The following is a 20,053-nucleotide window of genomic DNA, read 5'->3' as shown; positions in this document are numbered from 1 at the left end:
TCAGGCTCCCTGGCCCGCAGCTGCGAGCATCATGCCGGCCTCATCCCCGTTGAGATGCCAGGGTGACTCGCCCCCCTGCTCGCGCAGTGCGCGATGAAGGAGGTAGGCGCGGTTGGGAAGGTGCAGATCTTCCGGCACGCGCTGGCCATTGGTCACGTAGAACACATTCAGGGCGCGGCGCACGGCGACGTCGATGGCCGGTGCCAGCGAAGCGGCCTCGTCCACCTTGGTAAAGATGCAGCCCGCCAGATCGGGGCCGGCGTAGGCACGCACGACGTCGTCCAGCGTGTCGCCGCGGCAGGTTGCGTTGAGCAGCAGCAGGCGACGGACGTCACCGGCGCCGCTGAGCATGGCCGCCTGCTCGGCCACCATGCGGTCGCGCTGGCTCATGCCCATGGTGTCGATGAGTACGATGTGCTTGTTGCGCAGCTCGCCAAGCGTCTGACGCAGGTCGGCTGCATCGCGCACCGAAAACACCGGCACGCCGAGGATCCGGCCATAGATCCGCAGCTGCTCCTGCGCCCCGATACGGTAGCCATCGGTGGTGATCAGCGCCAGCTTGCCGGCGCCATGACGCAGCACGCAGCGTGCAGCGAGCTTGGCGGTGGTCGTGGTCTTGCCGACACCGGTGGGGCCCACCAGCGCATAGACGCCGCCGCGATCGATGAGGTCGTCGTCGGTCGAACGCGCATTGAGCTTGCGGTCGAGCATGGCACGCACGACGGCATGCGCCTGATCGGGCGTCGCATCCTCGGGAATCGCTTCCGCCAGCTGGCGTGCGGTCGTACCGGAGAAGCCGGCTTCGAGCAATTCTCCGAGCATGGCCGCGCGGGCGGGCGCATGACGGCGGGTTTCACCCCAGGCAAAGCCTGCGAGCTGGCGTTCGATCATGCCGCGGATGCCCGTCAGCTCGGCCATCAGTTTGTTATTGGCTTCCTGCAGTTCCCGCACACGGGCGTCTTCGGCGGCGCGAGCAGACGGACGCTCGACGGCGGGCGCAGCCTGGCGACCACCCTCTTCCACCGTCACCCGCGAGCGCATCACCGCTGCACGCTCTGGTGCCGGCGCAGCATTGCTGCGCGGTGCGGGCGCGCTGCTATCGATACGCGGCGGATTGAAGGGGCGCATTACCGGATCGGGATTGCGACGCGGCGGCTGCGGGGCGGCACTGCGCGGCACCACGCCGGCGGCCAGTCCCGACAGGCTGAGGTGAAAGTCTTCATCATCGATCGGTGCCGCCATCTGGCGCGTCGGCGCCGGAGCGGGCGCACGCGGAGCAGCAGGCGCCGGACGCACGCTTTGCAGCGCACCCACGGCATCGGCAGGCAGCGCCAGAATCTCGACCCCACCCTCGACTGCCCGGTTGGACAGTACGATGGCATCGGCACCGAGCTCTTCCTTCAAGGCTCGCAGTGCCTCACGGGCAGTTGGAGCAAAGTAGCGCTTAACGTTCATGATGAATCTCCCGACTACAGCGCTTTGCGCGCATCCTGGAGACGATTATGCGGCGGACCGGTTGTGCGGCATGGGCGGAATAAACCGGTTTTCCCCCGCTTATTCCCCTTGCCGGAAAGTCATAAGGCGATTGCCGCTGTCAGGCGCAGCACGCAGACCGGAGGGCTGCGCGACGGGCGTTCGATCAGGTCGGGGTGCCGACCATGCCCGTGATGCGGATGGTGCGCGACTCCGGCACTTCGCCATTGGAGATGACTTTCAGCGAAGGCACGGCACGGCGCAGGAAGCGCGACAGCAGCATGCGCAGCTGCGCCGGAACCAGCAGCACCGGCGGCAGGCCGATGTCTTCCTGGCGCTGGGCAAGCTGTGCCGTCTGACGCAGCAGGGTGTCGGCCAGACCCGGCTCGATCGCCCCGCCCTCGCCGCTCGCACTCATGGCCTGCAGCAGGATGCGCTCGAGACCGGGCTCAAGCGACATCACCTGCACTTCGGCATTGCCCGGGAACAGGCTCTGGACAATCGCGCGCCCCAGCGCCTCGCGCACCTTCGCGGTGAGTTCGACCGGGTCCTGAATGCGCGGCGCATGTTCGGCCAGCACCTCGATGATGCTGCGCATGTCGCGGATGTTGACGCCCTCGTCGAGCAGGTTCTGCAGCACCCGCTGCACGGTGGAAACCGACAGCAGCTTGGGCACCAGATCCTCGATGAGCTTGGGCGCGTCCTTGCCGATATGGTCGAGCAGCGACTGGGTCTCCTGCCGCCCGAGCAGCTCGGCGGCATGGTTGAGAATGACGTGGTTGAGGTGGGTGGCCACCACCGTGCTCGCGTCGACCACGGTGTAACCGAGCGCGTGCGCCTGCTCCCGGCCACCGCCTTCGATCCAGAATGCGGGCAGGCCAAAGGCCGGGTCCTTGGTCTCGCGACCGGTCAGCGGCCCCGACACACGACCCGGATTGATCGCCAGAAACTGCCCCGGATACGCTTCGCCAGTGCCGATCTCGACCCCCTTGAGCGCAATCCGGTAGGCATTGGGCTTGAGTTCGAGGTTGTCACGGATATGCACCGGCGAGGACAGGAAACCCACCTCCTGCGCAAACTTGCGGCGCAGGCCGCGAATGCGCTTGAGCAGTTCGCCGTCCTGCCCCTTGTCCACCATCGGAATCAGGCGGTAACCCACCTCCAGCCCGAGCACATCGACCGGCGCCACATCGTTCCAGCTTGCCTCCTGCGATTCGGCCGGCTGCTGCGCCGCTGCCGCCTGCGCCGCCGCCGGGGCCTCTGCCGCCTGCGACTCCTCGCCAATGCGCTTGTGCCGCATCCACGCCAGCGCGGCGAACATGGACGCAAGCAGGATGAACACCACGTTGGGCATCCCCGGGATCAGGCCGAGCACGCCGATGATGATGGCCGTCAGCCCCAGCACCTGCGGGTTCGAGAACACCTGGTTGATGACCTGCCCGCCGATATCGCCCTCATCGCCGACGCGGGACACGACCAGACCGGCCGCAACCGAAATGATCAGCGCCGGAATCTGCGCGACCAGACCGTCACCAATGGTGAGCAGCGTATAGGTGCGACCTGCTTCGCCAATCGCCATGTCGTGCTGCATCACGCCGACGAACAGCCCGCCGATGATGTTGATGACCAGAATCAGGATGCCGGCGACCGCATCGCCACGGACGAACTTGGACGCACCGTCCATCGCGCCGTAGAAGTCGGACTCCTGCCCGATCTCCTTGCGTCGGCTCTTGGCTGTCTTCTCGTCGATCAGACCGGCGTTGAGGTCGGCGTCGATCGCCATCTGCTTGCCCGGCATCGCATCCAGGGTGAAGCGCGCGCTCACTTCGGCGATCCGGCCGGCACCCTTGGTGATGACGACGAAGTTGATCAGGGTGAGGATGACGAACACCACCAGGCCGACCGCCGTATTACCACCGACCAGGAAGCTGCCGAAGGCCTCGATCACCTTGCCTGCCGCATCGCCGCCGCCATGACCTTCGAGCAGCACGATCCGGGTCGAGGCCACGTTGAGCGACAGCCGCAGCAAGGTGGTGACCAGCAGCACGGTCGGGAACACCGAGAAATCGAGCGGTTTCTTCGAGTACATCGCCACCAGCATCACCATCACCGAGATCGCGATGTTGAAGGTGAAGAAGACGTCGAGCAGGAACACCGGCAAGGGCAGCACCATCATCGACAGAATCATGATGATGAGGATCGGTGCCGCCAGCGTGCGCAGGTTCTCTGGCGTGATCAGCGCGCGCAGGTTCAAGGTATCGTTCGAGGCCATGGGTCAGGCATTCACTCTTCGGGGGCGCCGGGGTCAAGCCCCTCGGGCACCGGCAATTCGGCAGGCGGCTGTGGCGGCAATCCGCCCTCGGCCACCCAGTTATTGAGCTGATAGACGTAGGCCATCACCTCGGCCACGGCAGTAAACAGGGTTGCGGGCACCGCCTGCTCCAGTTCGCAGTGCGCATACAGTGCGCGCGCCAGCGGTGGCGCTTCGAGCATGGCCACCTTGTTCTCGCGCGCGATTTCACGAATCTTCAGCGCCAGATCGCCGCGCCCCTTGGCCACGACGATGGGCGCAGCCATCCGGCTCGCATCGTACTTCAGCGCCACCGAGAAGTGCGTCGGGTTGGTCACCACCACGTCGGCCTTGGGCACCTCGGACATCATCCGCCGGCGCGCCATCTCGCGCTGCATCGCGCGGATGCGGCCCTTGACCTGCGGGTCGCCCTCCTGCTCCTTGCCTTCGCGCTTGACCTCTTCCTTGGTCATGCGCAATTTCTTGTGGTACTGCCACAGCTGGAAAGGCACGTCCATCAGCGCCAGCAAGCCCAGGCTGGTGGTGATCATCAGTGCCGCGAAGGCGACTGTATCGGCGAAGTCGGGCATGCCCACTTCCAGCGGCTCGACCATGAGATCGAACAGGTGATCCTTGTTGACCCACAGCACGATGGCCGACACGCCGCCCACCAGAAACGATTTCAGAATGGCTTTCACCATCTCGGCCAGGCCGTGGACCGAGAACATCCGCGCCAGCCCCTGCAAGGGGTTCATGCGGCCGAAATTGGGCCCCAGCGCCTTGGGGGAGAACACCAGGCCACCGAGGGCGATGGGGGACGCCACCGCGGCCACGAGCAGGGTCAGGAACAAGGGCATCATGGTCAGCAGCGCGCCGCTGAGCAGGGTATTGAAGCCGTCAAGCATGAGCACGTGATCGAAGGCCATCTCGCGCTCGAACGCAAACGAGCGTCGTAGCAGACCGAACAGACGATTCGCCATCCAGTCGCCGAGCAGCCACAGCGTCGCCACCCCGGTCATGGTGATGAAGAAGGTCGACAGCTCGCGCGACTGCGGAACCTGCCCTTCCTCGCGGGCCTGCTCTATTCGTCGTGGTGACGCTGGTTCCGTTTTCTCGAGATCGCTGTCTTCTGCCACGATCGGCTCCGGTAACGTCCTGCCATGCAGGGATCAGCATGGACGCAGGACGACGTGGGGCAATTATCGCCGGCAGCGGACAAGGACCGAAGCCGGATAAGCGCGGAGAAAACCGTGCAATTCCAGCGCTGCAACAGGTGCTGTCCGCCTGAGGGCAGCGACTGCGCCAGCCCTCAGCGCGGTGCAGGCAGGCGCTCTGTACCGCGGATCAGGTCGCCCGCCTTGAGACCACGCTCGCGAAACCAGCCCAGGTTCATTTCGAGCGCGAAGCGCGCTGGTGCGGCCGCGCAGTGGTTGTCTTCGGTCTGTGGCTGCATGTCTTCGATATTGAGGATGCGCCCGCTCTCGTCGAGGAAGGCCACCGACAAAGGCAACAGGGTGTTCTTCATCCACATGCAGTGCTGCGCATTCTGCGGAAAAACGAAGACCATGCCGCGATGCATCGGCATGCTCTTGCGATTCATCAGCCCGAGCTGACGATCCGGGCCGGTGTAGGCCACTTCGGTCTCGATGCGGAACATGCCGGCGCCGAGCTCCGCGACCTGCATCTGCGCGCCCGCGATCGCCGGCACGAGTGCCGCCATCAGCCCGCCAATCCGCAACACTTGCCCAACCATGCCCATCATGCTCATCACTCGCTTCCGTCGCCCAAATGCACTGGCGGCGATTCTACCGCCTGCGGGGCATGTTCCGCCGCTCGCCTTGCTTGCGCGGCGGTGCGACGGCGGCCTGCACCAGGCCTGCGGGCACCGGCACCTCGCGCGACTGCCCCGGCAGCAGGCCATCGAGCGACCAGTCGCCGATCGCCACGCGCACCAGCCGCAGGGTCGGCAAGCCCACCTTCGCCGTCATCCGCCGCACCTGCCGGTTCTTGCCTTCGCGCAGCACGATCTCCAGCCACGCGGTCGGCACCGTCTTGCGAAACCGCACCGGCGGATCGCGCGGCCACAACCAGTCGGGCTCCGCAACGCTGCGCGCCTCGCATGGCCGCGTGACGAAGTCGCCCAGATCCACGCCGGCGCGCAACTGCGCAAGCGCAGCCTCGTCCGGCTCGCCTTCGACCTGCACCAGATAGGTCTTGGGCAGCTTGTGGCGCGGATCGGCAATCCGGTGCTGCAGCGCGCCGTCGTCGGTGAGCAGCAGCAGACCTTCGCTGTCGGTATCGAGTCGCCCGGCCGCATACACACCGGGCACGGCGACATGATCCTTGAGCGTGGCACGCCCGGTCTCATCGGTAAATTGGCACAGCACCCCGTAGGGTTTGTTCAGCAGAATCAGTCGCGACACCTTGCCCACCCGTTTGCTTGATCATTGGCTGCGCCGCAGCGCGCACAAGCGCCGGCGCCAACCATCATGAAGACTCGCCAGCTCACCGTGGCTCGGCCTCCGCGCCGTGCAATTCGCGCAGACGGCTGGTGAAGTGACGTGCAATGCGCCCCGGCGCCGGGCTGCGCGCGATCGACACGTTCCAGTCGCAGCGGTACTGCAGGGTATCCGAGGGAATCCGCCGCAGTACACCCGCCTGCTCGAAGGACTGCGCATAGTGCTCGGGCAGAAAGCCGAGATAGCGTCCCGAGCGGATCAGCACCACGCTGCCCTCCTGCTCATGCGCACGCGCCGCCGGTTGCAGACCGAGGCGCCAGAAATGCTCCATGTTGGGCGAGTGATAGCCCAGACCGACGAAGGCCGCAGTGCGCAGAACCGCGTCATCGGGCGTCGCACCGCCGCGCAGCAGCGGGTGATCGGGCGCGCCGTAGAGCCACATCTGCTCGGAGAACAGCGGCCAGCTCAGCAGGCTCTCACTGGCGCGGTGAAAGGGGTGGATCGCCACCTGAAACTGGCCTTCGAGCAAGCCCTTCTCGATCGCAATCGTGCCCGATACATGCAGATTCAGATTCACCCCTGGCGCCTCTGCACCGAAGGTGGCGATGGCATCCGCCAGCTTGCACTCGGGGTTGGTCACGAATTTGTCGAAAACCGCCAGGTTCAGCTCGCCGCGCATGCCGCCGTGCAGCCCCGCCACCTCGCGCCTGAAGCCCTCGATCTGCGACAACAGCCTGCGTGCGGCATCGAGCACCGTTCCGCCCTCCTCGGTGAGCGCAAACCCCGATCGGCCGCGTTCGCACAAGCGCACACCAAGCCGGGTTTCGAGGTCCTTGAGGTGACGGCTGATCACCGAACGACTGATGTTGAGCCTCAGTTCGGCTGCCGCCAGTCCGCCGGATTCGGCAATCGCAATGAATATCCGGAGCAGACGAAGGTCGGCTTCGGCGAGGTTGGTCAGGAGTGCGCGGGATTTCATGGCGTGATTGTTTCATAAACCTGAAACGTTAATTTCGCTATTTGTAGTTTTCTGCACCAAACGCTGTCTCTAAGGTAGTCACAAACGCGGAACGAATCTTGTTCGAAGTGCTGCGGGCACCAAACTGAAGCCAAATCCCCAAATTGGTGCATGCGCAAGAGTGTTTCGTATAACGGCAAGGACTGTCACATAACGGAACTGAACCTCCATCACAGCCCGAACCAAGCGGAATCAGCGACATACGACTTATTTAGTAGAAACACTTCAGGCCTGGCATGACGCTTGCGGAATGCCAGTCTGAAGCCCAAGCCAGAAACGCTTTCATCTTCATCTCAACCCTAGCGAGGATTCACCCCATGAGCACATGCAATCGGCCCACCCGTCGGCTAACCGCCCTGTTCGGCAGCGCACTCCTTGCGCTGTCGTTCGCCTCCAGCGCCGTGATGGCGCAGGAGAAAGTGCTCCGTATCGGCATGACCGCCGCCGACATTCCGCGCACCCTGGGCCAGCCCGACCAGGGCTTCGAGGGTAACCGCTTCACCGGCATTCCCATGTACGACTCGCTGACCCAGTGGGATCTGTCCAAGGCCGAAGCAGCGAGTGTGCTGATTCCCGGCCTGGCCACTTCGTGGGCGGTCGACGCTGCCGACAAGACAAAGTGGATCTTCAAGCTGCGTCCGGGCGTGAAGTTCCATGACGGCTCCGCCTTCAACGCCGACGCCGTGGTGTGGAACGTGCAGAAGGTGCTGGACAAGACGGCAAAGCATTTCGACGCCAGCCAGGTCGGCGTCACCGCCTCGCGCATGCCCACCCTGCGCAGCGCGAAGAAGATCGACGATCTGACCGTCGAACTCACCTCCTCCGAGCCGGATGCCTTCCTGCCGATCAACCTGACCAACCTGTTCATGGCCTCGCCCGTACAGTGGGAAGCCAAGTTCAAGGCTGTACCGGCCAGCGTTACCGACACCGCGGAGCGCAGCAAGCAGGCGTGGATTGCCTTTGCTGCAGATGCCTCCGGCACAGGCCCGTTCAAGATGGTCTCCTTCGCGCCGCGCGAGCGTCTTGAAGTCGCCAAGAACAGTGGCTACTGGGATCCAAAGCGCACGCCGACGATCGACAAGGTCGTGATGCTGCCGCTGCCCGAAGCCAACGCCCGTACCGCCGCCCTGCTCTCGGGTCAGGTGGACTGGATCGAAGCACCGGCACCGGACGCCATGGACCAGATCAAGAGCCGTGGCTTCAAGATCTACTCCAACCCGCAACCGCACATCTGGCCGTGGCAGTTGTCCTTCGCTGAAGGCTCGCCGTGGCTGGACAAGCGCGTGCGCCAGGCCGCCAACCTGTGTATCAACCGCGCCGAACTCAAAGCCTTCCTCGGCGGCATGATGGGTGAAGCCAAGGGCATCGTGTCGCCCGACCATCCGTGGTGGGGCAATCCGAAGTTCGACATCAAGTTCGACCCAGCGACGGCGACCAAGATGATGGTCGAAGCCGGCCACACCGCCGACAAGCCGCTGAAGGTGAAGATCCAGGTTTCGGCCTCGGGTTCGGGTCAGATGCAGCCGCTGCCGATGAACGAGTACATCCAGGAAAGCCTGAAGCAGTGCAACTTCGACGTTCAGCTCGACGTGCTTGAGTGGAACACGCTGTTCACCAACTGGCGCAAGGGCGCGAAGGACCCGTCGGCCAACGGCGCCAACGGCATCAACGTGTCGGCCGCCGCGATGGACCCGTTCTTCGCCATGGTGCGCTTCGTCAGCACCAAGACCTTCCCCCCGGTTTCGAACAACTGGGGCTACTTCGGCAATGACGAGTTCGATGCCCTGATCGCAACCGCACGCACCAGCTTCGACGACAAGGCACGCGACGCTGCCCTGGCGAAGCTGCATGCGCGCATTGTGGAAGAGGCACCGTTCATCTTCGTCGCCCACGACGTCGGCCCGCGCGCAATGTCGGCCAAGGTCAAGAACGTGGTGCAACCGAAGAGCTGGTTCATCGACATCGCCACGATGAAGATGGACTGATTGTCCCCACGCGCCGCGGCATCGCGGCGCGAAGCGGACCTGCCGCCGGCCGGCGCGCCGGCGGTTTCACTAACGACCCACAGGGCCGAACGATGATTTTCTATCTCCTGCGCCGCATCGTCTACACGATTCCGATCATGATCGGCGTCGCCTTTTTCTGCTTTCTGCTGGTCCATATTTCTCCGGGCGACCCGCTGGTTTCCATCCTGCCGCCCGACGCGTCAATCGAACTGCAGCAGCAGTTGATGAAGCTCTACGGTTTCGACCGCCCCTGGTACGAACAATTTGCCAACTGGTTCTGGCGTGCGCTGCACGGCGACCTCGGCACCTCGATCGCCTCGGGCCGCTCAGTGTCAGTCGAGGTGATGCGTGCTGTCAGCAATACCCTGATGCTGTCTTGCATGGCAACCCTGATCGGCTTCCTGTTCGGCAGCCTGTTCGGCTTCGTTGCCGGCTACTTCCGCGACTCCTGGGTCGACCGCGTCGCTTCTGCGCTGTCGGTGCTCGGCGTCAGCGTGCCGCACTACTGGCTCGGTATGGTGCTGGTCATCATCTTCTCGTCGCAGCTGATGTGGCTGCCCGCAACCGGCGCCGGCCCAGGCGGATCGGGCGAATGGGCCTGGGACTGGGCACACGTCCAGTTCATGGTGCTGCCCGCGATCACGATGTCAGTCATCCCGATGGGCATCATTGCCCGCACCGTCCGCGCCCTGGTGGCCGACATCCTGGCGCAGGAATTCGTGGTCGGCCTGCGCGCCAAGGGCCTGACCGACTTCGGCATCTTCCTGCACGTGGTCAAGAACGCCGCCCCCACCGCGCTGGCGGTGATGGGCCTGCAGCTGGGCTACCTGCTCGGCGGCTCGATCCTGATCGAGACCGTGTTCTCGTGGCCGGGCACCGGCTTCCTGCTCAACTCGGCCATCTTCCAGCGCGACATGCCGCTGCTGCAGGGCACGATCCTGGTGCTGGCCACCTTCTTCGTCGTGCTCAACCTGCTGGTGGATGTCCTTCAGACCACCCTCGACCCGAGGATCCAGAGATCATGAACATGACTTCGACCGTCGCCGGCATTGTCCCCCTGCCCGCTGCCGCCGAGCCTGTAGAACGCTCGCCGGGCTTCTGGTCCGGGGTTGGGCGCAAACTCATGCGCGACCCGGTTGCACTGGGTGCAGGCGCTGTGCTGCTGACCCTGATCCTGATGGCGATCTTCGCCCATCAACTGGTGCCGTCCGACCCCTACGCCACGTCGATGTTCAAGCGCCTGAAACCGATCGGCTTCGAAGGCTTTCCGCTCGGCTCCGACGAACTCGGCCGCGACATGCTGTCGCGCCTGATGCTGGGCACACGCCTGTCGCTGTTCATGGGCATCACCCCGGTGCTGATCGCCTTCGTCATCGGCAGCGGCATCGGCATCCTCGCCGGTTACGCCGGCGGCCTGGTGAACACGCTGATCATGCGCACCATCGACATCCTCTACGCCTTCCCGTCGGTGCTGCTCGCCATCGCCCTGTCGGGCGCACTCGGCGCCGGCATCGGCAACGCGCTGCTGTCGCTGACCATCGTCTTCATTCCGCAGATCGCGCGGGTGGCAGAAAGCGTCACCACCCAGGTCAGGGGGCGAGACTACGTCGAAGCGGCACGCGCTTCGGGCGCAAGTCCCTTCACCATCGTGCGGGTCCATGTACTGGGCAACGTGCTGGGGCCGATCTTCGTCTTTGCAACCAGCCTGATTGCGGTGTCGATGATTCTCGCCTCCGGCCTGTCCTTCCTCGGCCTTGGCGTACGCCCGCCCGAACCCGAATGGGGCCTGATGCTCAACACCCTGCGCACCGCAATCTACACCCAGCCCTGGGTCGCGGCCCTGCCCGGCGTGATGATCTTCATCACCTCGATCTCCTTCAACCTGCTGTCCGACAGCCTGCGCTCGGCGATGGACGTCAAGAGCTAATCCAGGGAGTCCGTCATGAGTACCGGAATCAGCATCGAACATATCGGCGCACCAGCGGGAAGCGACCGCGGCGGCCCCGCGCAGCCCCTGCTGACCGTCAGCAAACTGGTCAAGCACTTCGACCTCAAGAAGAGTTTTGTGGAAACCCTGATCGGCGGCGGCAAGGTCGTGCGCGCGGTCGATGGTGTCGACTTCAAGATCATGAAGGGTGAGACGCTTGGCGTGGTGGGCGAGTCCGGCTGCGGCAAGTCGACCACCGCACGCCTGCTGATGCACCTGATCGAACCCTCTGCGGGCGAGATCGTCTTCAACGGCGAAACCGTCGGCTCCGCCGCCCTGCCCCTGCGAGAATACCGCCGTCAGGTGCAGATGGTGTTCCAGGACAGCTACTCGTCCCTGAACCCCCGTCTCACCATTCAGGACTCGATCGCCTTTGGCCCCCAGGTGCATGGCGTACCGAAACAGGTCGCCATCACCCGCGCCCGCGACCTCCTCGCACGCGTCGGTCTCGAGCCGCGGCGCTTTGCCGGGCGCTATCCGCACGAACTGTCCGGCGGCCAGCGCCAGCGCGTCAATATCGCCCGTGCGCTGGCCTGCGAACCGCGCCTTGTGATCCTCGACGAAGCGGTGTCGGCGCTCGACAAATCGGTCGAAGCACAGGTGCTGAACCTGCTGATGGACCTGAAGGAAGAGTTCGGCCTGACCTATCTCTTCATCAGCCACGATCTTCACGTGGTGCGCTACATCTCCGACCGCGTCATGGTGATGTACCTGGGCAAGGTGGCAGAAACCGGCCCCGCCGAAGCCTTGTTCCAGCAACCGCATCATCCTTACACCCGGGCGCTGCTGTCGTCGATGCCGTCGATGGACCCCGACCGTCGCACCGAAGAGGCTGCGCTTGCGGGCGATCCGCCCAACCCCATCGACCCGCCGCCGGGCTGCCGCTTTCACACCCGCTGCCCGCTCGCCGAGGCCGTGTGCTCGCAGCATGTTCCCACCCTCGAAAACCGCAATCAGCGCGAAACCGCCTGCCTCATCCATGAGCCCGGCAGCGGCCACTCCCACGCCGGCGCAGTCATCCACGCATCATGAGCGGAGCCGAGATGAATACAGACACTCAAACCGATCGCACACCGATCGTGTCGGTACGTGACCTGCGCGTCACCTTCACCGGCGGCAAGAAGCCGGTCAAAGCCGTCAATGGCGTCGATCTCAGCGTTGCCCGCGGTGAAACCGTGGCCCTGATCGGCGAATCCGGCTCGGGCAAGAGCGTCACCCTGCGCTCGCTGCTGCGCCTGCACCCCGAGCGCCGCACCCGCATCGAAGGCAGGATCGAAGTCGCTGGCCAGGACGTGCTCGCCATGGGCAGCCGCGCCCTCGCCGACTATCGTGGTCGCGTCGCGTCGATGATTTTCCAGGAGCCTCTGCTCGCCCTCGACCCGGTATATACCGTCGGCGCGCAGATCGTGGAATCCATCCGTCGCCATGAACGTATCAGCCCCGCCGACGCGCGCAAGCGTGCGCTGGAGCTGTTCGAGCGTGTGCGCATTCCCAGCCCCGAGCGCCGCCTCGATGCCTATCCGCACGAGATGTCCGGCGGCATGCGCCAGCGTGCGATGATTGCGCTCGCGCTGGCCTGCCGGCCACAGGTGCTGCTCGCCGACGAGCCCACCACCGCGCTCGACGCCACGGTGCAGATCCAGATCCTGCTGCTGTTACGCGAACTGCAGCGCGAGCTGGGTCTTGGGATCATCTTCGTCACCCATGACATGGGTGCCGCGGTGGAAGTTGCCGACCGATTCGCGGTCATGTACGCCGGCCGCATCGTCGAGGAAGGCCCCACCCGCGAAGTGATCCGCAACCCCCGCCACCCCTATACCCTGGCCCTGATGCAGGCCCGTGCCGACGGCGCGATGGAAAAGGGCGCTCGCCTGGCGAGCATTCCCGGCGCGCCCCCCGACCTCGCCAACCTGCCGGCCGGCTGCGCCTTTGCCGAACGCTGCACCTTCGTCCAGCCCGCCTGCCTGCAGACCCAGCCGGACGCCGTCGAGCTGGGCGGCAGCCACCGTGCGCGCTGCCTTCGCACCGACGCCACCGCCCAGGCCGTAAAGCAGACCTCGGCCGGGACCGACGCAGCGATGACGGAGACAACTGCGCCCCTCGCCGAAACCGCCTGAGCGGTCGAGCCCTCACTGCCCTCACACCACAGCCCCAATGGACCCTCAATGCTGATCGATCACGACCCCGCCCACGCCTTTGTTCCCTACCCCGCAGTCCAACTGCCCCACACCCCAGGCGGCCCGCTCGAGGGGCTCAGCTTTGCGGTAAAGGATCTCTTCGACGTTGCCGGTTATCCGACCGGTGGCGGCAACCCGCACGTGCTGGCGCTGTCGGGCATCAAGACCCGCACCGCGCCCACCGTGCAGCGCCTGCTCGACAGCGGCGCCCGCTTCGTTGGCAAGACCTATACCGACGAACTCGCCTTCTCGATGAACGGCATCAACGCCCACTTCGGCGCGCCGGTCAATGGCGGCGCACCGGACCGCATCCCCGGCGGCTCGTCCTCGGGTTCGGCCGCGGCGGTCTCCAACGGACTGGTGGATTTCGCCCTCGGCACCGACACCGGCGGCTCGGTACGCTGCCCGGCAAGCCACTGCGGCCTCTTCGGCCTGCGCCCGACCCATGGCCGCATCAGCCTGGAGAACTGCCTGGATCTCGCACCGGGCTTCGACAGCTGCGGCTTCTTTACCCGCGATGCGGAGACCTTTGGCCGGGTGGCCGATGTGCTGCTCGGCACCGACCCTTCGCCGCTGCCCGCACAGCCCCGCCTGCTCTATCCGGAAGACGGCTGGAGCCTGCTCGATGGCGCCGTGTCCGACGCACTGCAGCCGGCCCTCGACCGCGTCGAGGCGCTGTTCGGCAAAGCGGCCTTCATGCGCATGGCGCCCAAGGGTTTCGATCGCAACTACTGGGCTTTCCGCTACATCCAGGGACGTGAGGCGTGGCAGACCGACGGCGACATGATCGAGCGTCACGGCCTCGCCCTCGGACCCGGTGTGCGCGACCGCTTTGCGTGGTCGAAGCTGGTGACCGATGCCCAGGTGGAAGAAAGCGTGGCGATCCGCGACGAGGTCCGTGCCGCACTTGCAGAAATCCTTGGCAGCGACGGCGTCATGGTGCTGCCGACCATGCCCGACATCGCCCCCTTGCTCACCACCGACGAGGCCGGGCTCGAGGACTACCGCAACAATGCGATCAAGCTCCTGTGCCTGGCCGGTCTGAGCGGTTTCCCGCAACTGTCGATGCCGCTGGTCAAGCGCAACGGTGCCCCGCTCGGCCTGTCGCTGCTAGGCCCCGCCGGCAGCGACCGCAGCCTTATCGCGATGGCTCAGCGGATCGCTGCTGAAGACTGATACTCAGACTGCTGCAAACGCTGAACGGGGCGCCCGGCGAGTGATTCGCCGGGCGCCCCGTTCTGTTTTACACCGCGCTACTGGAGACGGAACTCAGCTCACCGTGCCCGCCCGCGCCAGCATCGCATGCAGCAACACATTGGCACCTGCAGCCAGGTGCTCGGGGTCCGCGTCCTCGATTTCGTTGTGCGAGATGCCGTCCTTGCACGGCACGAAGATCATCGCCGTGGGCGCGGTACCGGCCACATAGACCGCGTCGTGGCCCGCACCGCTGACGATGTCGAGATGGCTGCAGCCCGCCCGCTCGGCGCCGTCGCGGATGGCATCGACCAGCTCGGGGGCGAAGGCCACCGGCTCGAAGTACACCACCTGCTCCACTGCAACGGCGACCGGGAAGTCCTTCTGCAGCAGTTCGGCGGCTGCGCGCAATGCCGCATCCATCGCCAGCAGGCCATCGTCGTTGCCGTGACGGAAATCCACGGTGAAGCTGACCTTGCCCGGAATCACGTTGCGCGAGTTCGGGTACACATGCACGCAGCCGACCGTGCCGCGCCCGTCGGGCTGATGCGCCAGGGCGATCTCCACCACCTTCTGCATGAGGTGGGTCGCCGCAAACAGCGCATCCTTGCGCAAGCGCATCGGGGTGGGGCCGGCGTGCGACTCCATGCCGGTGACGGTGACGTCGTACCAGCGCTGGCCGAGTGCGCCAGTCACCACGCCGATCGTGGTGTCGGCATCCTCAAGCACCGGGCCCTGTTCGATATGCGCCTCGAAGTAGGCGCCGAAGCGCGGTGCGCCGGCACTGACCGACGCCGGCGCATCACCGGCATAACCAATGTCAGCCAGCGCCTTCGCCACGGTGATGCCGTCGTGATCGGCGCGCGTCAGCGCATGGTCGAGCGTGAAGGCATCGACATACACGCCCGAGCCCATCATCACCGGCACGAAGCGCGAGCCTTCCTCATTGGTCCATACGCAGACCTCGACCGGGGCCTCGGTGCGGATGTTGTGCTGATTGAGCGTGCGAATCACCTCCAGCCCGGCCATCACCCCGTAATTGCCGTCGAACTTGCCGCCGGTGGGCTGGGTGTCGATATGGCTGCCGGTTGCAATCGCCGGCAGGTCGTCGCGCGTGCCTGCACGACGGGCAAAGATGTTGCCGATCTGGTCGATGCGGATGCTGCAGCCTTCGGCACGACACCAGGCAGCGAAGAGGTCGCGCGCCTTGCCGTCAAGCTCGGTAAGCGCCAGACGGCATACGCCGCCCTTTGCAGTGGCGCCAAGCTGCGCCAGATCCATCAGTGACTGCCACAGGCGCGAGCCATCGATGGCGAGGCCGGACGCCGAAGCGCCGGCAGTGGGAAGACGATCATTCATTCAATAAGCTCCGATCAGCCGTTGCTGGGAAAGGCGAACTGCGCCTTCTCGATACTGGCGCTGGGCCAGCGCTGGGTGAGGGTCTTGCGCCGCGTGTAGAAACGCACGGCATCCGGCCCGTAGGCATACAGATCACCGAACAACGAACGCTTCCAGCCGCCAAAGCTCTGGCACGCAACCGGCACCGGCAGCGGCACGTTCACCCCGACCATGCCGACCTGAACGCTGTCGGTGAAGTGACGCGCAACCGCGCCATCGCGGGTGAACACGCAGGTGCCGTTGCCGAATTCGTGTGCGTCGATCAGCGCGATCGCCTCGTCCAGGCTCGCGACACGCACGATGGCCAGCACCGGGCCGAAGATCTCTTCCTTGTACACGCGCATCTCAGGCTTGACGTGGTCGAACAGCGTGCCGCCGAGGAAGAAGCCGTTCTCGCAGCCAGCCACCTTGAGCGTGCGGCCGTCGACCACCAGTTCGGCGCCTTCTTCCGCGCCGAGGTCGATGTAGCTCTTCACCTTGTCGCGATGCACACCGGTGATCAGCGGGCCCATATCCAGCCCGCGTGTCTGGCCGTTGCCGATCGCCAGTGCCTCGACCTTGGGCTTGAGCCGCTTCACCAGCTCGTCGGCGACCTGATCGCCCACCGCAACCACCACCGAGATCGCCATGCAGCGTTCGCCGCAGGAGCCGTAGGCCGCCCCCATGATGGCGTTGACCGCGTTGTCGAGGTCGGCGTCGGGCATCAGCACCGCATGGTTCTTGGCGCCGCCCAGCGCCTGCACACGCTTGCCGTGTGCGGTGCCGGTGGCGTAGATGTATTCGGCGATCGGGGTCGAACCGACAAAGCTCACCGCCTTCACCCGCGCATCAGTCAGCAGGGTATCGACCGCTTCCTTGTCACCATTGACGACGTTGAACACGCCCGGCGGCAGACCGGCTTCGGTCAGCAGTTCGGCCAGGATCATCGCAGCCGACGGGTCTTTCTCCGAGGGCTTGAGGATGAAGCAGTTGCCGCAGGCAATCGCCATCGGGAACATCCACATCGGCACCATGGACGGGAAGTTGAACGGCGTGATGCCGGCCACCACGCCCAGCGGCGGAAACTCCGACCACGAATCGATCTCGGGGCCGACGTCGCGGCTGTGCTCGCCCTTGAGGAACTCCGGCGCACCGCAGGCGTATTCCACCACCTCAATGCCACGCTGCAGTTCGCCATGCGCGTCTTCCCACACCTTTCCGTGCTCTTCCACGATGGCCGCGACGATGCGGTCGGCGTGCTTGTCGAGCAGCGCCTTGTAGGCGAAGAGAATGCGGGCGCGCTTGAGCGGCGGCGTCTTGCGCCAGGCCGGGAAAGCCGCCTCGGCCGAGGCAATCGCCTGCTCCACCGTGGCGCGGCTGGCCATCGCCACCTGACGCACGGGTTCGCCCAGCGCGGGATTGAAGACCGGTTGCAGACGTCCGCTGTCGGCGAGCGTCTGACCGTTGATGTAATGACCAATCGTGTTCATCTGTTGTCTCTCTGAATTTTTCTGGGTTCAAGCAACGGCGCGCAGCGCATCGCGTACGGTCTCGAAGATACGGGTGAGTTCGTCCGGCGTCGAGTCGAGGAAGGGCGAGAACTGCAGGATGTCGCCACCATTGCGGATCACCACGCCCGCTTCGAAGCACTTGAGGAAGACCTCGTAACCGCGCGCACCCGGCGCCCCCGGACGCGGTGCCAGTTCGATGCCGCCCATGAGGCCGAAGTTTCGGATATCGATCACATGCGGCTCGCCCTTCAGCGCGTGGATGGTCTCTGCGAACACCGGTTCGAGGGCGAGCGCGCGGGCAAAGCTGTCTTCTTCACGATAGACCTTCATCGTCGCCAGACCTGCCGCTGCGGCCAGCGGATGACCCGAATAGGTGTAGCCGTGGAACAGTTCAACTGCGTTGTCCGGCCCCTGCATCAGCGCCTGATAGACCTCCTCGCGCACAATGACCGCGCCCATCGGCACCACGCCGTTGGTCAGGCCCTTGGCCGTGGTGATGATGTCGGGCGTAACGCCAAACCGGGCCGAGGCAAAGGGCGCGCCGACGCGGCCGAAAGCAGTGATCACTTCATCGAAGATCAGCAGGATGCCGTGCTTGTCGCAGATTTCGCGCAGGCGCTGCAGGTAGCCGACCGGCGGCACCAGGATGCCGGTCGAACCCGACACCGGCTCCACGATCAGCGCCGCAATGTTCGACGCATCATGCAGACCGACCAGACGCTCGAGATCCTCGGCCAGCTCGCAGCCCCAGGTCGGCTGACCGTGGCTGAAGGCCATGTCGGCGTGACTGTAGGTGTGCCGGATGTGGTCCACGCCAGGCAGCATCGTGGCACTGAACACCTTGCGATTGCCCGGGATTCCGCCCACCGACATGCCACCGAAGTTCACCCCGTGATAGCCCCGCTCGCGGCCAATCAGCCGCGTACGCTGGCCCTCGCCCCGTGCGCGGTGATAGGCCAGCGCAATCTTGAGCGCGGTATCGGCCGACTCCGAACCGGAGTTGGTGAAGAAGACCCGGTCGAGCCCGGCCGGGGCCAGGTCCGCGACTTCACGCGCCAGCGCAATTGCGCGGTCGTTGGTCATCTGGAAACCCATGCTGTAGTCGAGCGTGGCCACCTGCTCCTGCACCGCCGACACGATTGCCGGGTGGCAGTGGCCCAGACCCGAGGTCCACAAGCCGGAGAAGGCATCCAGCAGCTGCTGGCCATCTTCTGCTGTGTAGTAATGACCGCGTGCCGCCTTGATGACGCGGGGGGATTTCCAGAAGGCGCGGTTGGCCGTATAGGGCAGCCAGAAAGCTTGATCGTGGTTCATGGTGGGCACCGTTGATGACATGCCTTCATCCTAGCCATGAACAAACGTGCAGAAAACGACTGTCTGCGTCACTGAAGTTTCACTCAAACGAAACTTATAAACCACACCAAGCCCGATTCCGCCGCGGAAGAGCCGCAGAGTGATGCATACTCTCGGGCCAGCGACTCTAATTACATCCGGCCGCCCGCGAGCGATCCCGCGCGCCGCACACCCGCCACTCATGTCCTCTGCACTGATCTCCAGCCTCGACAGCGCGCTCACCGCCCGCGCCCCCCTCATCGCCCAACTCGCTGCCGAACAGACCGATGCCTATCGGCTCTTTCATGGCAGCGTCGAAGGTCTCGCCGGGCTGACGGTGGACCGCTACGGCGATGCCCTGCTCGCACAGACGTTTCACCGCTCGCTCAGTGCAGAAGAGCGTGCCGAACTCGAAGCCTTCTACGCCGACGCCTTTCCCGGCCTGCCGCTGATCCTGAACGACCGCAGCCCGGCAAATTCGCGCATCGTGAATGAGCTCACGCCCGAGCAGATCGAGATCGCACAACAACCGCGCGAGTTTCGCGAGCTCGGCGTCAAGTACCGCTTTCAGGCCCGCCACGCAGGTCAGGACCCGTGGCTTTTTCTGGACATGCGTGCCGGACGCCGGCGCGTGATGCAGGAGGCAGCCGGCAAGTCGCTGCTCAACGTCTTTGCCTACACCTGCGGCGTCGGCGTCGCTGCAGCCCACGCGGGTGCGCGCCACGTGATCAATGTGGACTTCTCCGAATCGAGCCTGGCGGTGGGCAAGGAGAATGCCCGTCTCAACGATTTGCCGATCCGCGTGCGCTTCATCAAGAGCGACGCCTTCGCCGCGCTGCGCCAGTATTCCGGTATCGGCCAGCCGAAGATGGTGCGCGGCAAGCGCATGCCTCCCTTCCCCGAACTTGAAGCGCACCAGTTCGACCTCGTCTTTCTTGACCCCCCGCGCTACGCCCGCAGCCCCTTCGGCGTGGTTGATCTGGTCAAGGACTACCCCGCCCTGTTCAAGCCCGCCCTGCTGTCGACGGCCGAAGGCGGCACGCTGATCTGCTGCAACAACGTGGCGCAGGTAAAGCGCGACGAATGGCTGGATCAACTCCAGCGCAGCGCAACGAAGGCCGGCCGCCCGATCCGCGAAATGGAATGGATCGAACCCGAAAGCGACTTCCCCAGCCCGGACGGCAACCCGCCGCTGAAGATGGCGCTGCTGCGGGTGTAAGGAACGCGCA

Annotated in this window: 16 protein-coding genes; 7 read left to right on the top strand and 9 right to left on the bottom strand. The window is 65.1% G+C overall.

The window, feature by feature from the left end; all coding sequences use genetic code 11:
- The 6 genes from flhF to CEW87_RS13710 all read right to left on the bottom strand — a co-directional run bounded on the left by flhF (position 1) and on the right by CEW87_RS13710 (position 7,201).
- Positions 1-1,455 (bottom strand): flagellar biosynthesis protein FlhF, encoded by a 1,455-nt coding sequence (gene flhF / locus CEW87_RS13735; protein ID WP_108973812.1) that lies wholly within the window; start codon positions 1,453-1,455, stop codon positions 1-3.
- Between the two features lie 184 nt (positions 1,456-1,639).
- Positions 1,640-3,745 (bottom strand): flagellar biosynthesis protein FlhA, encoded by a 2,106-nt coding sequence (flhA, locus tag CEW87_RS13730; RefSeq protein WP_108973810.1) that lies wholly within the window; start codon positions 3,743-3,745, stop codon positions 1,640-1,642.
- Positions 3,746-3,756: 11 nt separating this feature from the next.
- Positions 3,757-4,899: a flagellar biosynthesis protein FlhB gene (gene flhB, locus CEW87_RS13725; RefSeq protein ID WP_108973808.1), complete on the bottom strand. Its 1,143-nt coding sequence runs from the start codon at positions 4,897-4,899 to the stop codon at positions 3,757-3,759.
- 173 nt (positions 4,900-5,072) lie between these two features.
- Complete coding sequence (locus CEW87_RS13720; RefSeq protein ID WP_420094142.1) at positions 5,073-5,525, bottom strand: DUF192 domain-containing protein; 453 nt, start codon at positions 5,523-5,525, stop codon at positions 5,073-5,075.
- Between the two features lie 43 nt (positions 5,526-5,568).
- Positions 5,569-6,186 (bottom strand): rRNA large subunit pseudouridine synthase E, encoded by a 618-nt coding sequence (locus tag CEW87_RS13715; RefSeq protein WP_108977224.1) that lies wholly within the window; start codon positions 6,184-6,186, stop codon positions 5,569-5,571.
- 82 nt (positions 6,187-6,268) lie between these two features.
- Positions 6,269-7,201, bottom strand: a complete 933-nt coding sequence (locus CEW87_RS13710) for a LysR family transcriptional regulator (protein ID WP_108973806.1) — start codon at positions 7,199-7,201, stop codon at positions 6,269-6,271.
- A gap of 356 nt (positions 7,202-7,557) precedes the next feature.
- Here CEW87_RS13710 and CEW87_RS13705 point away from each other — a divergent pair, with 356 nt between their 5' ends.
- The 6 genes from CEW87_RS13705 (at position 7,558) to CEW87_RS13680 (ending at position 14,586) form a co-directional block, all read left to right on the top strand.
- The gene (locus tag CEW87_RS13705) at positions 7,558-9,225 is read left to right on the top strand and encodes an ABC transporter substrate-binding protein (RefSeq protein WP_108973804.1); all 1,668 of its coding nucleotides are present in this window, start codon (positions 7,558-7,560) and stop codon (positions 9,223-9,225) included.
- A 92-nt stretch (positions 9,226-9,317) separates the two neighbouring features.
- On the top strand, positions 9,318-10,271 hold the full coding sequence (locus CEW87_RS13700; protein ID WP_108973802.1) for an ABC transporter permease: 954 nt from the start codon (positions 9,318-9,320) through the stop codon (positions 10,269-10,271).
- Positions 10,268-11,173, top strand: coding sequence for an ABC transporter permease (locus tag CEW87_RS13695; protein WP_267897162.1), 906 nt, complete (start codon positions 10,268-10,270; stop codon positions 11,171-11,173). The genes CEW87_RS13700 and CEW87_RS13695 overlap by 4 nt, the downstream gene beginning before the upstream one ends.
- A 15-nt stretch (positions 11,174-11,188) precedes the next feature.
- Positions 11,189-12,265: an ABC transporter ATP-binding protein gene (locus tag CEW87_RS13690; protein WP_108973800.1), complete on the top strand. Its 1,077-nt coding sequence runs from the start codon at positions 11,189-11,191 to the stop codon at positions 12,263-12,265.
- Between the two features lie 11 nt (positions 12,266-12,276).
- On the top strand, positions 12,277-13,350 hold the full coding sequence (locus CEW87_RS13685) for an ABC transporter ATP-binding protein (protein ID WP_108973798.1): 1,074 nt from the start codon (positions 12,277-12,279) through the stop codon (positions 13,348-13,350).
- A gap of 48 nt (positions 13,351-13,398) precedes the next feature.
- Complete coding sequence (locus CEW87_RS13680; protein ID WP_199917022.1) at positions 13,399-14,586, top strand: amidase; 1,188 nt, start codon at positions 13,399-13,401, stop codon at positions 14,584-14,586.
- Between the two features lie 93 nt (positions 14,587-14,679).
- Here the strand turns inward: CEW87_RS13680 and CEW87_RS13675 are convergent, their stop codons facing one another.
- The 3 genes from CEW87_RS13675 to CEW87_RS13665 are packed head-to-tail and all read right to left on the bottom strand — an operon-like array spanning position 14,680 to position 18,806.
- Entirely contained in the window at positions 14,680-15,963 is a 1,284-nt protein-coding gene (locus CEW87_RS13675; protein WP_108973797.1) for a Zn-dependent hydrolase, read from the bottom strand.
- Between the two features lie 14 nt (positions 15,964-15,977).
- Entirely contained in the window at positions 15,978-17,471 is a 1,494-nt protein-coding gene (locus CEW87_RS13670) for a CoA-acylating methylmalonate-semialdehyde dehydrogenase (RefSeq protein ID WP_108973795.1), read from the bottom strand.
- Between the two features lie 27 nt (positions 17,472-17,498).
- Positions 17,499-18,806 (bottom strand): aspartate aminotransferase family protein, encoded by a 1,308-nt coding sequence (locus CEW87_RS13665; RefSeq protein ID WP_108977218.1) that lies wholly within the window; start codon positions 18,804-18,806, stop codon positions 17,499-17,501.
- A gap of 220 nt (positions 18,807-19,026) precedes the next feature.
- Here CEW87_RS13665 and CEW87_RS13660 point away from each other — a divergent pair, with 220 nt between their 5' ends.
- Positions 19,027-20,043 carry a class I SAM-dependent rRNA methyltransferase gene (locus tag CEW87_RS13660; RefSeq protein ID WP_108973793.1) on the top strand — a complete coding sequence of 339 codons (1,017 nt, stop codon included), beginning with the start codon at positions 19,027-19,029 and terminating at the stop codon, positions 20,041-20,043.
- The last annotated feature ends 10 nt before the right edge of the window (positions 20,044-20,053 follow it).

Source organism: Parazoarcus communis (genome assembly GCF_003111665.1).
In the GTDB taxonomy this organism is placed as follows: Bacteria; Pseudomonadota; Gammaproteobacteria; order Burkholderiales; family Rhodocyclaceae; genus Parazoarcus; species Parazoarcus communis_B.
The sequence above is the reverse complement of the archived record's forward strand: the minus strand, read 5'-3'. Positions and strand labels throughout refer to the sequence as shown.